This is a genomic window from Amycolatopsis sulphurea (assembly GCF_002564045.1).
Classification (GTDB): domain Bacteria; phylum Actinomycetota; class Actinomycetes; order Mycobacteriales; family Pseudonocardiaceae; genus Amycolatopsis; species Amycolatopsis sulphurea.
Genome location: NZ_PDJK01000002.1, coordinates 2,962,884 through 2,977,241 on the forward strand (window position 1 = coordinate 2,962,884; position 14,358 = coordinate 2,977,241).

Annotated in this window: 14 protein-coding genes; 5 read left to right on the forward strand and 9 right to left on the reverse strand. The window is 68.8% G+C overall.

The annotated features are described in order from the left end of the window. The first annotated feature begins 46 nt into the window (after positions 1 to 46). A complete protein-coding gene (locus tag ATK36_RS19585; RefSeq protein WP_386998514.1) occupies positions 47 to 799 on the forward strand; it encodes an alpha/beta fold hydrolase in 753 nt (250 codons plus the stop codon). Here the strand turns inward: ATK36_RS19585 and ATK36_RS19590 are convergent. The 4 genes from ATK36_RS19590 to ATK36_RS19605 form a co-directional block, all read right to left on the reverse strand. Continuing rightward, the gene (locus ATK36_RS19590; protein ID WP_098512864.1) at positions 760 to 1,752 is read right to left on the reverse strand and encodes a peptidoglycan recognition protein family protein; all 993 of its coding nucleotides are present in this window, start codon (positions 1,750 to 1,752) and stop codon (positions 760 to 762) included. The two genes, ATK36_RS19585 and ATK36_RS19590, sit on opposite strands and share 40 nt — an antisense overlap. 87 nt (positions 1,753 to 1,839) lie before the next feature. Beyond that, positions 1,840 to 2,715 carry an HhH-GPD family protein gene (locus tag ATK36_RS19595; protein ID WP_098512865.1) on the reverse strand — a complete coding sequence of 292 codons (876 nt, stop codon included), beginning with the start codon at positions 2,713 to 2,715 and terminating at the stop codon, positions 1,840 to 1,842. 23 nt (positions 2,716 to 2,738) lie between these two features. Further along, positions 2,739 to 3,230: a beta-class carbonic anhydrase gene (locus ATK36_RS19600; RefSeq protein WP_098512866.1), complete on the reverse strand. Its 492-nt coding sequence runs from the start codon at positions 3,228 to 3,230 to the stop codon at positions 2,739 to 2,741. A 394-nt stretch (positions 3,231 to 3,624) separates the two neighbouring features. Further along, positions 3,625 to 4,725: a LacI family DNA-binding transcriptional regulator gene (locus ATK36_RS19605; RefSeq protein ID WP_098515017.1), complete on the reverse strand. Its 1,101-nt coding sequence runs from the start codon at positions 4,723 to 4,725 to the stop codon at positions 3,625 to 3,627. A 194-nt stretch (positions 4,726 to 4,919) separates the two neighbouring features. Between ATK36_RS19605 and ATK36_RS19610 the strand changes: the two genes are divergently transcribed. The 3 genes from ATK36_RS19610 to ATK36_RS19620 are packed head-to-tail and all read left to right on the forward strand — an operon-like array spanning position 4,920 to position 7,564. Beyond that, positions 4,920 to 5,834, forward strand: coding sequence for a metal ABC transporter solute-binding protein, Zn/Mn family (locus ATK36_RS19610; RefSeq protein ID WP_098512867.1), 915 nt, complete (start codon positions 4,920 to 4,922; stop codon positions 5,832 to 5,834). Then, a complete protein-coding gene (locus ATK36_RS19615) occupies positions 5,834 to 6,670 on the forward strand; it encodes a metal ABC transporter ATP-binding protein (RefSeq protein WP_098512868.1) in 837 nt (278 codons plus the stop codon). The genes ATK36_RS19610 and ATK36_RS19615 overlap by 1 nt, the downstream gene beginning before the upstream one ends. 3 nt (positions 6,671 to 6,673) lie before the next feature. Further along, complete coding sequence (locus ATK36_RS19620) at positions 6,674 to 7,564, forward strand: metal ABC transporter permease (protein ID WP_098512869.1); 891 nt, start codon at positions 6,674 to 6,676, stop codon at positions 7,562 to 7,564. Positions 7,565 to 7,579: 15 nt separating this feature from the next. Here ATK36_RS19620 and ATK36_RS19625 read toward each other — a convergent pair whose 3' ends face one another. After that, positions 7,580 to 8,899, reverse strand: coding sequence for an alginate O-acetyltransferase AlgX-related protein (locus tag ATK36_RS19625; protein WP_098512870.1), 1,320 nt, complete (start codon positions 8,897 to 8,899; stop codon positions 7,580 to 7,582). Between the two features lie 50 nt (positions 8,900 to 8,949). Beyond that, positions 8,950 to 10,173 (reverse strand): DUF445 domain-containing protein, encoded by a 1,224-nt coding sequence (locus ATK36_RS19630; RefSeq protein ID WP_098512871.1) that lies wholly within the window; start codon positions 10,171 to 10,173, stop codon positions 8,950 to 8,952. 329 nt (positions 10,174 to 10,502) lie between these two features. Here ATK36_RS19630 and ATK36_RS19635 point away from each other — a divergent pair, with 329 nt between their 5' ends. Next, complete coding sequence (locus tag ATK36_RS19635) at positions 10,503 to 11,954, forward strand: coiled-coil domain-containing protein (protein ID WP_211291909.1); 1,452 nt, start codon at positions 10,503 to 10,505, stop codon at positions 11,952 to 11,954. A gap of 2 nt (positions 11,955 to 11,956) precedes the next feature. Here the strand turns inward: ATK36_RS19635 and ATK36_RS19640 are convergent, their stop codons facing one another. The 3 genes from ATK36_RS19640 to ATK36_RS19650 all read right to left on the reverse strand — a co-directional run bounded on the left by ATK36_RS19640 (position 11,957) and on the right by ATK36_RS19650 (position 14,268). Then, a complete protein-coding gene (locus ATK36_RS19640; protein WP_098515018.1) occupies positions 11,957 to 12,328 on the reverse strand; it encodes a helix-turn-helix domain-containing protein in 372 nt (123 codons plus the stop codon). Then, positions 12,321 to 12,695, reverse strand: a complete 375-nt coding sequence (locus tag ATK36_RS19645) for a type II toxin-antitoxin system RelE/ParE family toxin (RefSeq protein WP_098512872.1) — start codon at positions 12,693 to 12,695, stop codon at positions 12,321 to 12,323. The genes ATK36_RS19640 and ATK36_RS19645 overlap by 8 nt, the downstream gene beginning before the upstream one ends. A gap of 139 nt (positions 12,696 to 12,834) precedes the next feature. Then, positions 12,835 to 14,268 (reverse strand): MBOAT family O-acyltransferase, encoded by a 1,434-nt coding sequence (locus ATK36_RS19650; RefSeq protein ID WP_098512873.1) that lies wholly within the window; start codon positions 14,266 to 14,268, stop codon positions 12,835 to 12,837. Positions 14,269 to 14,358 lie beyond the last annotated feature (90 nt).

Consider the following 14,358-nt stretch of genomic DNA (forward strand, 5'->3'; position numbering starts at 1 on the left):
AGGGTCTCCAGGGAGCGCGTGAACCTGAGCAACCCCGGGAGGACCAGTGCGACCAGGCCTGATCGACTTCGGCGGCGACCGCGGCACCGGCGTGTCGATCCTGGTGCTGCACGGGCTGATGGGCCGCGCCCGCACCTGGTGGCCGGTCGCGCAGTGGCTCAAGCGGTACGGCACCGTGCACGGTCTCGACGCGCGTGGGCACGGCCGGGCGCCGCGCACCGGGCCTTGGACCACCGAGCAGTTCACTGCGGACATCGCCGACGTGCTGGCCGAGCTGGGGCCGTCCGTACTGATCGGGCATTCGATGGGCGGGCTGCACGCCTGGTCAGCCGCGGCCGAGCACCCGGCGCTGGTGCGCGCGGTGGTCAGCGAGGACTTCGCGCCGGATCAGCGCGGTCGCACCGTGGAGACCTGGCGCGGGCATTTCGAGAGCTGGCCGGTGCCGTTCGCATCGCTTGCCCACGTCCGCGAGTTCTTCGGTGCGGCAGGGGACTACTTCGTCGAATGCGTGGAAGAGCGCGAAGACGGCTATCACCTGATCGCCGATTTGCCCGATCTTTACGAGATCGCCGCGGAATGGGGCCGTCGCGACTATTGGCCCGTGGTGTCCCGGATTCGCTGTCCGTTGCTGGTGATCGAGGGCGAGCACACCGCGATGCCGCCGGGGCAACAGGCCGAGATCGCGGCCCGGGTGCCGGGCGCGCAGCACCTCGTCGTGCCCGGTTCGGCGCATCTGCCGCACGCCGAAGCGCCGGAGACTTACCGCGGTGCGGTGGAGGCATTCCTGTCCGGCCTGTGACGCCTCAGCTCGCTGCGCCACGCCGCGGCGGATCGGCCCGTCGGCACGATCAGCGGCCAGACGTCCGAGCCGAGGAAGCCGGACTCGTCGGCCGCCCGCGCGGCCGTGCAGCTGTCGCGGGACAGGCCGTGTTCGGCTGCCAGCGCCGCGACTGCCTGCGTGGTCGCACTGCCGAACACTCCGTCGGTCGGCACTGAGAAACCGGCTGCGCGCAGGAAACGCTGCGCGGTGGCCACTTCGGGGCCGGTGTCGCCCGGCTTGAGCAGCGGCCACTCCGGGACGTCGGCCCGGCTCGGGGCGATCCCGAGCTGCTGTCCGACGGCTTTGCGCAGCTCCGGCAGCCGGTCGTAGAGGACTTGGCCACAGCATTCGGTGGAGTTGAAGTCGCGGTGGCCTTTGATGAAGTCGGGCGTGATGTGGTACTGGCTTGCGAGGTAGGCGAGCAGCTTGACCAGCGAATTCCACAGCGCCACCGGCACGTCGACCAAACTGTAAATGCCTTCGTTCTCGATGCCGAGGCATTCGCTGTTGTGGTTGGCCACGTTCGCGCCCTGCACATGCTTGGTGCCGCCGCGCAGGACTTCCAAGCTGCGGTGCCGGCCCTCGGTCACGTACCCGCCGCGGCTGTTCGTGAACTGCTGCCCGGTGTCGATCCAGCCGCGGGTGTCCATGTGGAGGTTCTGGATGTCCCGCGAGATCTGCAACGCGTGCGCGAGTGAGTAATCGGTGTTGTTGCCGGGATCGACCGTGTGGTGCACGACGAGGTAGGTGGGCTTGTGGTTCTCCACCACGATCGCGCCGGTTGCGGCACGAGCCTTCCACTCGCTCGTCGGGTGGATGACCGGAGCCTCGGCTGCGGCGGCTGCCCGGCCCGCCGGGGCGAGCCCGAGCGCTCCGGCCGCGGTGACCGTGAGCCAGCCCTTCAGCGCGGTCCGACGCGTTGTTTCCCCCATGCGAACTCCTTCACCGGAATACGACGGAGGAAAGCTAACCCCGCGGCAAGATCATGACAACTTTTTGCCGACTTTAGGAGTAACTCGTCAGTGTTCCCCGGGAAGGGCGAACAGGCCATCACCGGTCTGTTCCAGCAGGCCGTCGACCAGCAGTGAGCCGAGACAGCGGTCGCGCTGGCCCGCCTCGTGCCACACCAGATCCAGCCGCGCCTTCTCGACCGGGCCTTCGCTGCCGCGCAACACATCCAGCAGCAGCCCGCGGACCTGACGGTCGGTGCCGGCGAACTTCTGCACCGGCTTGGCCGGGCCGCTGTATTCGGGACGGCCGTTGTGCTGCCACGCGCAATCGGCGTGGATCGGGCAGTCCGCGCACCGCGGCGAACGCGCCGTGCAGACCAGTGCGCCCAGCTCCATCAACGCCGCGGACAGCTTCGCGGCCGGGGCATCCTCCGCCGGCAGCAACGCGTCGACGTCGGCCATGTCGCGGCTGTTCGACGCCGGACCCGCGTCGCCCGCGCCGTGCACAGCCCGCGCGACGACCCGACGTACGTTCGTGTCCACCACCGGCGCCCGCTTGCCGTAGGCGAAGGCGGCGACAGCCCGCGCGGTGTACGCGCCGATGCCGGGCAACGCGAGCAGGGTGTCCACATCGGACGGTACGACATCGCCGTGCTCGGCTGCGATCACGGTGGCCGCCGCGTGCAGCCGCAGCGCGCGCCGGGGGTAGCCGAGCTTGCCCCAGGCGCGCACCACCTCGCCGGTGGTCTCCGCGGCCAGCGCCGAAGGCACCGGCCAGCGCGCCAGCCATGCCAGCCAGATCGGCTGCACGCGGGCGACCGGCGTCTGCTGCAGCATGATCTCGCTGACCAGCACGCCCCACGCCGAACACTCCGGCTCGCGCCACGGCAGGTCGCGGCCGACCTCGGAGAACCAGTCGATCAGTACGTCGGTGTCCACAGCCACCCCGACATTGAAGCCGACCGGCCTCAGGCCACCTCGGTCAGGCTCCCTGCCTTGACGTCGTAGACGAATCCGCGCACGTTCTCGGTGTGCGGGAGGTACGCGCTGCGCCGGACCCGCTCGACCGAGGTGCGCACGCTGTCCTCGACCTTCCGGAACGCCTCGACCGCCCAGGTCGGGCGCAGGCCGCACGCGGCCTCCAGCTCGTCCTTGAACTCCTCGTCGGTCACCATGGACAGCCCGCATTCGGTGTGCTGCACGATCAGCACCTCGCGGGTGCCGAGCTTGCGCTGGCTGAGCGCGAGCGACCGGATCATGTCGTCGGTGACCACGCCGCCGCCGTTGCGCAGCACGTGTGCCTCGCCCTGCAGCAGGCCGAAGATCTCGAACACCCGGATCCGGGCGTCCATGCAGGTCAGGATGGCTATATGCATGGACGGCCGGGGGGAGGACCGGTCGCCGGGAACGATGTCGCCGATTTCCTGGTTGCGCTTGAGCAGCACGTCGATGGAGGTCATGGTCACCCTTCGGCCACGCTTCCCCGCTGCTACGCGGGCGGTTCATGCCATGGAACCCGCCTGAGCCCGCCCGCACAATGCGGTGGGCTGGAAATCACGGGATGGGCTGTGAAGGACCCCTTCACGGACGCTGAGGCCAGGTCCCGGCAAAGTTGGTCGGGGACCCGTGATCAGCAGAGTGAGCCGTGGCTGCCGCGCATCATCGACGGCGCCTGTCATCTCGATCGATCACGCCCGGCAGCGGGCGCTGCGGAGGTGTTCGAGGCGCGATCCCCTCGCGCTGTGCGCCGGACCTGTCCCGGGTGTCTGTGAAGGGGCCCTTCACAGACTCAGAGTCCGTGAAGGGCCCCTTCACGGACCTTCACAGACCTTCACGGACGTCGGACGCAGGGGGTCAGCCGCCGAACCAGGGTTCGTCGATGGTGCGCGGCGGTGCGGAGGTGCGGCCCAAGCGCAGTTCGGTGGGCAGCGTGATCACCTTCGGCCCGACCCGCTCGGCGGAGCCGAGCAGGAGCCGCCCGGCCACCTTGCCCTTCTCCAGCACCGGCTGGTGCACCGTGGTCAGGCCGGCCCGCTCGGCCTCGGAGATGCCGTCGAAGCCGGTCACGGTGAGGTCGAGCGGCACCCGCAGGCCACGGCGTTCGGCCTCGGCCAGCGCGCCGAGCGCGAGGATGTCCGAAGTGCAGACCAAGGCGGTGACCTGCGGATACGCATCGAGCAGCTGGCGGGCCGCGGACGCCCCGTCGTCCACCGTGTGGTCGAAGCGCTCGACCACCGGCACGCTCGCCCAGTCCACGCCCGCACCGGAGAACGCGGCGGCCAGCGCCTCCAGCCGGGTGCGCTGGACGTGGAAGTGCGCACTGCTCTGCCGCTGCGCGTTGACGAAGTCGTCGTTGCGTTCGCGGGCCAGCCGCATGCAGAGCACGCCGATCTGCCGGTGACCGAGTGCGATCAGGTGGTCGGCCAGCCGGGTGACGGCGGCGGCGTCGTCCGGGCCGACGCGGTCGATGCCCTCGATCCGCGGCTGGTCGATGATCACCGTGGGCACCGGCCGCTCCAGCACCGCGGCCAGATGCGGATCGTCGTCCGGCACGGAGTAGACGACGAAGCCGTCCACTCCGGCGCGGTGCACTGCGGCGAGGTCCTCCCGGCCGGGGCTGGCGGGCACCAGATGCAGCCCCACGCCGGCGTCCTCGCAGGCCAGCGCGAGTCCTTCGAGCACGCCGACGGCGGCCGGGTCGCGGAAGGCGTAGGACAGGTTCTCGGTCAGCAGCAGCCCCACCGCGCCGGCCTTGCGGGTGCGCAGCGAGCGGGCGACCGGGTCCGGGCCGGGATAACCGAGCCGCCGGGCGGTTTCGAGCACGCGCCTGCGCAGCTCGGGAGACAGTTGATCCGGGCGGTTGTAGGCGTTGGACACCGTGGTCCTGGACACCCCGAGCTCCGCCGCCAGCGACGCCAGTGTCGCCTGCCTCCGGGTGCGAATAGGTCGGCCCATCCGCGAACCGTAACGGTTCAGATCGGTTTCCTGAAGCAACACCCCTGTGGTGAGCGTCTCGATCCGCTGGGTGATCACCGGAGGTAGGGCCACCTGGTGGAGCGACCGCGGTCATTCGGATGGGGTAAGCTGAATGTGACAACGGTTTCCATTAGCGATTACCATGATCATTTTCTGCGCTCAGGAGTGCTCCGATGACTTCCCGCCGCACCAGAATGGCGCTCGCCGCGACCTCTGCTCTCTCCGTACTCGCGCTGGGCGCGTGCTCCGGCACCTCGTCCGATTCCGCCGCCGGCCCCCCGGCCGAAGCGGGGGAGCAGGTGAAGGTGATCGCCGCCACCGACGTGTGGGGCAGCGTGGTGACCGCGGTCGGTGGCGACAAGGTGAAGGTCACCTCGATCATTCACGACCCGTCCGCCGACCCGCACTCCTACGAGTCCACCGCCGACGACGCGCTCGCGGCCAAGGACGCCAAGCTCACGCTGGCCAACGGCGGCGGCTACGACGAGTTCTTCACCAAGCTCACCGGCGAGGCCACGAGCGCGAAGAAGCTGGTCGCCTACGACATCGCCGCGACCGGCGACGAGAACGAGCACGTCTGGTACGACCTGCCGGGCGTGGAGAAGGTCGCCGACCAGGTCGCCGCCGCACTCGGCGAGATCGCGCCGAGCGCGAAGCAGACCTTCGACGACAACGCCAGGAACTTCAAGGGGCAGCTCGAAGGCCTGATCAAGAAGGCGGGCGAAGTGGGCGCCGCGCATCCGGGCAGCAAGGTCGTGGTCACCGAACCGGTCGCGCACTACCTGCTGCAGAGCGCGAAGCTTGCGGACGCCACGCCGAAGGCGTTCTCCGACGCGGTGGAGAACGAGACGGACGTGCCCGCGGACGCGGTCGCCCAGTTCACCCAGCTGATCAAGGCCAAGCAGGTCAAGGCGCTGCTGAACAACGTGCAGACGACCACCCCGCTGACCAAGCAGGTGGTCGGCGACGCGAAGGCCGCCGGCGTGCCGGTGGTCGATGTGGCCGAGACGCTGCCCGCCGGTGTCAAGGGCTACATTGACTGGATGACCAAGGAAGTGGACTCGCTGTCCGCGGCGCTGAACAGCTGATGCCCGCGTCGCTTCCCGAGGCCCGGCCCGCGGTACGCGTTCGCGGTGCCGGGCTCGCGTTCGGTACGCGCACCCTCTGGTCCGGGCTGGACCTCGACGTCGAGCCCGGGGAGTTCCTCGCCGTGCTCGGGCCGAACGGATCCGGGAAGAGCAGCCTGCTGAAGGCGTTGCTCGGCGTGCAGCGGCTGTCCGAGGGCACGGTCGAGATCGCGGGTGGGCGTCCGGGCGGCGCCAACCGCGCGGTCGGGTACATCCCGCAGCAGCGCGCGATCGACGATTCGCTGACGCTGCGCGGGTCCGACCTGGTGGGCCTCGGGCTGGACGGACACCGCTGGGGCACCGGCTTCGCCGGAATGCGTGCCCGAAAGCGCCGTGTCGCCGAAGTGATCGAAGCCGTCGGCGGGACGCGGTACGCGAAGCAGGCCGTCGGGCGGTTGTCCGGCGGCGAGCAGCAACGGCTGCGGGTGGCGCAGGCGCTGGTGGGTGACCCGTCGGTGCTGCTGTGCGACGAACCGTTGCTGTCGCTGGACATCGCGCATCAGCGCGCGGTGAGCGAGCTGATCGACGCGCGCCGCCGCGAAGCCGGGACGGGCGTGCTTTTCGTGACGCACGAGATCAATCCGATCCTGCAGTTCGTCGATCGGGTGCTGTACCTGGTCAACGGTCAGTTCCGGATCGGCAAGCCGGACGAGGTGATGACCTCGGACACGCTGTCGGAGCTGTACGGCACGCGCGTCGAGGTGCTGCGCGTCGGCGGTCAGATCCACATCGCCGGGGCGCAAAGCGCGCTGTGCGAGGACGAACCGCACCACCACGAGCAGGAAGCAGTGAGCTGAGCCTTGGACGGCATGTTCGACTTCGCCAAGACCTGGGACCTGATCACCGCGCTGCCCAGCGTGCAGACCGCGCTGGTGGCCGCCGCGGTCCTCGGTCTCGTCGCCGGGATACTCGGCCCGCTGATCGTGATGCGCCGGATGTCCTTCGCCGTGCACGGCACTTCGGAGCTGGCGTTCACCGGCGCGGCAGGCGCCCTGCTGCTCGGCGTCGGCGTGGAGTACGGCGCGCTGGCCGGCGCGGTGGCGGCGGCGCTGCTGCTCGGCATCCTCGGCACCCGCGACGCCGACCGTGATTCGGTGATCGGCGTGATCCTGTCGTTCGGGCTCGGCATGGGCGTACTGCTGCTGTCGTTCTACAAAGGACGGTCGGGCAACAAGTTCGGCATCCTCACCGGCCAGATCATCACGGTGGACAACACCAACCTGACGTCGCTGGTGATCTCCGCGGTCGCGGTGCTCGCGGTGCTCGCCTGCATCTACCGGCCGCTGCTGTTCGCAAGTGTGGACCGCCCGGTGGCCGAAGCACGCGGTGTGCCGGTGAACCTGCTGACGGTGCTTTTCGCGCTCCTGGTGGGTGTTTCGACGGCGCTGAGCGTGCAGATCGTGGGCTCGCTGCTGGTGGTCGCGCTGATGGTCACGCCCGCTGCGGCGGCCGCGCGCGTGACGGCGAGCCCCTTGCGCGCGACGGTGCTCTCGGTCGTCTTCGCCGAAGTCGCCGCGCTGGGTGGCATTGTGCTTTCGCTCGCCCCCGGCCTGCCTGTGAGCGCCTTCGTCACGGCGATTTCGTTCCTGATCTACCTTGTCTGCCGCGTGATCGCCTGGGCGCGCGACCGCAGCCGCGGCGTGCGCAGCCCACGCGACACCGTCGAGACCGCTCCGGTCCCGGCCGGCTGACCCGGCCCGCCACGCTCAGCGGACCGGGTGCTGGGCCAGCGCCGTCTTCACGCTCTGGATGAACCCTTCGCCGGTGAACGGCACGAGCCCGCCGGACACATTGCGCTCCACCGCTTGCAGCACGACCACTTGGGAATTCACGAACTGGTCCACGGCCTGCGCCTGGGTGGTCTTGTCCGTCGAGTACGCCAGGTAGGTCACGTTCGTGAAGGCCGCGTCGAGGTAGCGCGAGGAAGCCAGGCTGAACGAGTCACCGTAGATGAGCGTGCGCTGGCTGATGGTGCCCGCCAGCGGCGGTGCCGTGCGCTGCACCGGGGTGTCGATGTTGGCGAGGAACTCCGACGCCCGATCCGTCACGCCGTCCGGGCGCAGGGTGTACATCTGGTTCGTCTTGAACTGGCCGGATTTGCCGAGCAGCAGCGGCAGGTCGGCGACCGCGTCGTACTGGCCCGACGGGGCGGACTGCCAGCTGTTCGAGATGCCCGGCTGCAGCTGGTCGGCCAGTGCGCGGGCGAGGATCAGCCCGCCCTCGTCCCGCCAGTGCGTGTCGTTCGGCGCGTAGATCGGCTTGCCGATCCGCGCGGCCGAGGCGGCCAGCGCCGGGCGCAGATCGAGCGAGTGGCCTTCGGTGATGATCTTGTACCAGTCGTTCGGCGCGGCGGCCTGCGAGCAGTCCTTGCCCGGGTAGCTGTCGGGCAGGAACTGGGGCACCATCGTCGACTTGTCGGGCGTCACCGCGAACACGAACTTCCGGCCGGAGGATTCCACCGCCTGACGCAGTTGCTCGATCCGCTTCATGGTCGTGTCGATGTCCTGGGCCGGCGTGCACTTGGACTCGGCGTCGTAGCCGTAGTAGAGCCAGCCGTCCAGCCCCTGCACAACATTGCGGTATCCGGCCTGGGTGGTCGTGGGCAGCGTGGGACCGGCCGGACCGGACTTCGGTGCGCCGGGCTGCTGCAGCGGCGGCGCGGGAATCGGCCCGGAGTTCGCCGCCGATCCCTGGTCCAGCGGGGGCTCCTCGCCGAACACTCCCCGGCTGACCGCGCCTGCGGCGTCGATCGCGCCCGCCCGGAAGGACAGCTGGTCCGTCGCCCACTTCGGCAGGTCGGTGAAGAACCCGAAGCCGGCGCCGAGGCTGGGGAACCCGGCCAGCTTGTGGTTCTCGATCTCGCCGGGGCGCACCCCGAACACCCACAGCAGGGTCGGCGTCGTGAAGAACAGCAACGCGCTGACCAGCGCGATGAGCTGGCGCTTGCCGTGCCGGGGACGGTGCAGCGCGTGTTCGCGAGGCAGGTACGACTCGTGCACGGCGGGCAGCTGGGGTGGTTCGGACACGGGTTCACGTTAGCCACGTCGGGCGCGCCCGGTGCGGGGAACACCGAAACTCAGCCGAGCATGAGCAGCACCTGCAGTTCGCCGACCAGGAACCCGATCACTCCGCCGACCGCGATCAGCTTCCACTCGTCCTGGCGGAACGCCGGGCGCAGCAGTCCCTCGAACTCCAGCGGGGTCAGCGCGAGCATCCGCTGTTCCACCAGCTTCGCCACGTCCATGGCCTGGGTCAGGTAGCCCTCGGCGTGCCGGACGGTCAGCGGCAGCTCGGCCAGCGCCCGCTGGGCGGCGTCGTGCTTCATCTCCTGCAGCCGCTGTGTGCCGACAGCCAGGGTGACCACCGGCCGGGCAACGCTGACCTGCGAGTCCACCGCGTGCCCGACGGCGCGTTCGACCAGGCTCATCAGCCGGTCCGACTTCGGCCCGCGCAGCAGCGCGTCGAGCAGATTCTGCACGGTCAGCACCTCGTTGGCGATCATCTCGCCGTACTGGCGGGCGACCTCCGCGCGGCGGCGCTGGAACTTGCCCTGCAGGATCACCCGGCCCACCCGCACCGGCTCGCGCGGGAGGAAGATCAGCTTGATCGCCAGCCAGTCGGTGAACAGCCCGATCGCGCCGCCGAAGATCGGCAGCACCAGCGGTTCGCGCGTGAACGCCCACACCACCGCCTGCACCAGCCCCAGCCCGAAGCCGAAGAAGATGCCCGCGCGCGCGATGAACGTCATCTCCGGCCGGGAGGTTTCGCGGATCAGCCGCACCAGCAGCGCCCGATCGCGGGTGAGCCGTTCGACGGTCATGTGCCGGACGTCGAGCACCTCGTCGAGGCGGTCGCGGATCTCGTCGAGGAATTCCCGCACCAGCTGCGGGGTGCTCGCCTGGATCTGCTTGATCAGCATTTCCTGGGCGAGTGCGGGCAGCATTTCCCACAGCCGCGGGTGATGCTGCCGGAGCACGTCGCGGGCGATGCCGTCCACGACGCGCAGCAGCGGCTGTTCCAGCTCCCGGGTGACCAGCGCGGGATCGACGCGGGCGAAGACCTCTTTGATGTCGAGCAGGTTCGAGGTGAGCAGGTCCGTGGCGATCGCCGCCATCCGGCCGCCGTGCTTGGGCACCACGCCCTGCCAGCCGAAGAACGGGCGGAGGCCGACGAATTCGAGCGGCCGGAACATCATCTCGATCGCCACGCGTTTGGTGACGTAGCCGATCAGCGCGGCGACGAACGGCATCGAGGCGTACACCGGCCAGTGCCGCGCGAGATCGTCCAGTACCGCGTCCACCGGGCCTCCCTCCGGCTCCGGCGAAACCGTATCGCACCTGCGCAGGAGTGGTTGCGCTCGCTCGATGCCGGCGGAACTCTCTCGCAATGATCTCCGCTCCCCCCACACAGCGGCGGGCGCGCTCCCCTGACCAGGTGCACCCCACACGAGTGAGTCACCCGAACGAGGCGGCTGCCGTCCTCCCGGCCGTGCGGCCGCCGGGTCCTGCCGACTTGCCCGGCGGTGACTCGCGCGGCCGGGATGCCGGGCCGTGACGGTGGGTCTCGCGTTTGGTAATGCAGCCGTTTGGCGGTACGTGTAGAAGGTGCCCAGGTCATTAAGGTGTCCCGATGGTCGCGCCCGAGAAGTCCGAGCCCGCCGCGAAGAGCGCCTCCTTCGCCGTCACGATGCGTGGCTACAACCAGCGGCAGGTCGATGAGCGAATCATCGAACTGACCCGCGAGCAGCAGCAGACGTCTCGCAACCGCGACGAGGCGATGGCCACCGTCGCCGAGCTGACCAAGGCGCTGACCACCGCGCAGCACGAGCTGGCCGAGGCGAAATCGGCGCTGGTCCGCGTCAGCTCCAGCCCCGCGGGCGCCGGCGCGATGGCCGAACGCGTCCGCCTGATGATGCAGCTGGCCGAGGAGGAGATCGCCGACCTGCGCGCCGCCGCCGAGGCCGACGCGGTATCCACGCGCACCGAAGCGGACCGCTACGCACACGAGACCCAGCGCGCCTCGGACAAGGCGGCCAAAGACTCGGAATCCGAACGGCAACGGCTTCTCGCCGAGACGAAGGCCTACCTTTCCGCCCGCGAGGCGGACCTGCAGGCCCGGACGACCGCCGCCGAAGAGGACATCGCCGCTCGTCTGTCCGACCTGGAATCCCGTACTGCGGCAGCGAATCAGGACATTGCCACCCGTACTGCGGCCGCCGATGAGGACATCGCCACGCGTACTGCCGCCGCCGATGCGGACATTGCTACGCGTACTGCCGCAGCTGACGCGGACATCGCGGGTCGAACCACGGCAGCTGACGAGGACATCGCCGCCCGGCTCGCCGACCTGGAATCCCGCGCCGCAGCAGCGAATCAGGACATCGCTACCCGTACCGCAGCCGCCGATGCGGACATTGCGAGCCGGACTGCCGCCGCCGAAGAGGACATCGCCACGCGCACTGCAGCTGCAGACGCAGACATCGCGGCCCGCACCCAAGCCGCCGACAACGCTCGCGCCGAGGCAGATGCAGCCGCAACCCGTGCCCGCACCGAAGCGGACGAAGCCGCCTTCGCGGCCCGTACCCAAGCCGACGAGGCAGCCGCCCAGGCCCGCGCCGAGGCAGACGCGGCCGCGTACCGCCTCCGCGCCGAAGCAGACTTAGCCGCGGAAGAAGCCCGTACGGAAGCCAATGCCGCCGCCGAACGCGCCCGCTTCGCAGCCGACGAAGCGTCCGCACTCGCCCGCACGAATGCCGACGAGGAAGCCGCCCGCGTACGCGCTGAGAGCGACGCCGCCGCCGAAGCCACCGCCGCCGCCATCCGCGCCGAAGCCGACCGCCGCGCCTCGGAAGAAATCGCCATCAAGAAGTCCCAGGCGGACAACGCGCTCGCCGACGCGCTGCAGAAACAGGCTGCGGCAACGGAAAACCACGCCCAGGTCCGGGCACTGCGCAGCAAGGTCGCCGACCACATCGCTGCCACCAACGATGCGTTCCAGGAAGCCCTCCGCCTGCTCGCTCCGCTGGAGGGCGAGGTGGAGAACGCCATCCCGAACAGGGCACCTCAGACGGTCGCGGATTAACTTCAGAGAGCGAGCAAGGTGCCCACTTCGTTTGCTGTCTCTCCTCCTGCGGCATCCGATGCTGGGTCGCTGAAGTCAGCGACCACCCGCAGATGACCGCCGAGCGCTGCGACATATCGGCGAAGGGTCTCGATCTCCATGACCTCGGGGTCGCCCTGTTCGATCTTGCTGACACGTGGCTGGCTGACCCCCATGCGCTCAGCGACATCCTGCTGTGTGAGTTCGGTGTGCTCACGTAGCTCACCCAGCCGGTGCCCCAGGACATAGAGCGCAGTGCGGTTGCTGGCCGCGGCGCGAGCGGTGTCCACGTCGCGGCCGGCGTTGATGTCGCTCTGTTCCTTGCGTGCCTTGACTTCCTTCCAGGACTTAGCCATCTCCATCGACCTCCAATGCGGTCAAGTGGTCCTTGTAGCGCTTTTCTGCGATCTCGATCGCGTCTTCATACCAGCGGTTCCACTGCCCCTGCTTGTCTCCCGCTACAAGCAAAAGTGCGCAGCGCCGTGGGTCAAAAGCGAATAAGATCCGAACTTCGCTGCGTCCGCTGGAAGCCGGTCGCAACTCCTTCATATGATGGATTTGAGAACCCTGAATACGATCTACCAGTGGTCGGCCAAGCTGGGGGCCAACCTGTGCCAACATGTCGATCGCAGCTTCCACCAGGTCTGCGCTCTCAGGGTCTTCTTCGGCAAGCGCAAGCAGCCAGTCCTCCACGTCTTCGTGCAGCTCCACTGCCCACTCCATGAAGTCAGTATAACACGAGGGTTATGCCACGTCCGTCACAATGGGTAGCGTTCTTGGTGCGTATGGCGAGCAGGGTGGCTGGCTAACGTAACGCGTCCGACCTGATCGAAGGCCCGGTCCGCCCACCCAGGGCAGGTACTCAGAACTGGTAGTAAAGGAACGGGCTGAACGTCCCCGTAGCCACCAGAATCCCCGCGTAGACCAGTCCGGCCGTCATCACCCCGATACGGAGGGCGGTTGCCGTGCGGCTGCGGGAGGATTCGAGGAGTGGGCCGGTCACCGGGTTGGCGGGGAGGGCGAACACGGCGAGTGCGGCGAGCAAAATGACCAGGCGCTGGTTCGTCAGGGCGCTGTCCACGACGTCGCCGAGGCCGTTGAAGTCCGGGATGAGCATGTGGCCGATCATGGCCAAAGCGTGGCCCAGGTCGGTGGCGCGGAAGAAGACCCAGCCGATCACCACGAGGATCAGGGTCACCGCACGGCGGACAATACGGGCTGCCGGGTTCGCTGGGGGGCCGCCGACGTTGAAGCGGCGTTCGAGTACCAGGAGGGCGCCGTGGTAGCAGCCCCAGATCAGGAACGTCCATTGTGCGCCGTGCCAGAAGCCGGTCAGGACGAAGACGATGCACAGGTTTCGGTAGGTTTTGCCGGCGCCGGAGCGGTTTCCGCCCAGGGGAATGTATACGTAGTCGCGGAACCAGCGGGACAAGGACATGTGCCAGCGGCGCCAGAACTCGGTGATGGTCACCGACGAATACGGGCGGGCGAAGTTCTCCGGGAGGCGGAAGCCGAGCATGCGGCCTAAGCCGATCGCCATGTCGGAGTAGCCGGAGAAGTCGAAGAACAGCTGCAGGGTGTATCCGATCGCGCCGAGCCACGCGGTCGCGAACGTCATCTGGCTGGACGGGGTGGCGAAGCAGGCCTCGACCATCGGGCTGAGCGAGTCGGCGACGATCGCCTTCTTGCACAGTCCCAGTGCGAATCGCGGGAAACCGGCGGCGATGTCGTCGAGCCGGTGGGAACGGTGCTGGGGCAGCTGGTCGGCGATCTCCCGGTAGCGCACGATCGGGCCGGCCACCAGTTGCGGGAACATCGCGATGTAGGCGGCGAACGACACGGGGTTGCGCAGCGCTCGCCGTTCGCCTCGGTAGATGTCCACTACGTAGGAAATGTGGTGGAAGGTGTAGAACGAGATCCCGATCGGCACCACGATGTTCGCCACGCCGACATCGCCGCCGAACCAGTGTGCGACGGCCGCGATCTGCTGGGTGGCGAAGCCGGCGTACTTCCAGATCACGAGCACCAGCACGTCGAGCGTGATGACGCCGATCAGGATCCGCTTCCGCCTGGTGCCACGCAGATCCCACGGACTGGGCTCGAGCGCGGGTCCGGCGAAGAAGTTCACCGTCATGCAGAGCAGCAGCAGGAACAGGTACGGCCCGGCGCCGATCGTGTAGAACAGCAGGCTCGCCACCGCGACGATGCCGTTGCGCCAGCTGCGCGGGCAGACCAGCACCGCGACCAGTACCGCGGGCAGGAAGTACCACAGGAACAGCGGCGAAACGAACGACATCGGTGATGGACCCCCTCGGTTCCGGAGGAGACCTTAGCCCGAGTCGATGCCCCGGCGGGGCGATGCCCGAAGGATCACAGTCCGAATCAC

Coding starts and splice junctions, on each gene's coding strand:
- ATK36_RS19610 (WP_098512867.1), top strand. CDS start 4,920: ATGACTTCCCGCCGCACCAGAATGGCGCTCGCCGCGACCTCTGCTCTC.
- ATK36_RS19600 (WP_098512866.1), bottom strand. CDS start 3,230: ATGACCTCCATCGACGTGCTGCTCAAGCGCAACCAGGAAATCGGCGAC.
- ATK36_RS19640 (WP_098515018.1), bottom strand. CDS start 12,328: ATGGCTAAGTCCTGGAAGGAAGTCAAGGCACGCAAGGAACAGAGCGAC.
- ATK36_RS19590 (WP_098512864.1), bottom strand. CDS start 1,752: ATGGGGGAAACAACGCGTCGGACCGCGCTGAAGGGCTGGCTCACGGTC.
- ATK36_RS19645 (WP_098512872.1), bottom strand. CDS start 12,695: ATGGAGTGGGCAGTGGAGCTGCACGAAGACGTGGAGGACTGGCTGCTT.
- ATK36_RS19650 (WP_098512873.1), bottom strand. CDS start 14,268: ATGTCGTTCGTTTCGCCGCTGTTCCTGTGGTACTTCCTGCCCGCGGTA.
- ATK36_RS19615 (WP_098512868.1), top strand. CDS start 5,834: ATGCCCGCGTCGCTTCCCGAGGCCCGGCCCGCGGTACGCGTTCGCGGT.
- ATK36_RS19605 (WP_098515017.1), bottom strand. CDS start 4,725: ATGGGCCGACCTATTCGCACCCGGAGGCAGGCGACACTGGCGTCGCTG.
- ATK36_RS19635 (WP_211291909.1), top strand. CDS start 10,503: ATGGTCGCGCCCGAGAAGTCCGAGCCCGCCGCGAAGAGCGCCTCCTTC.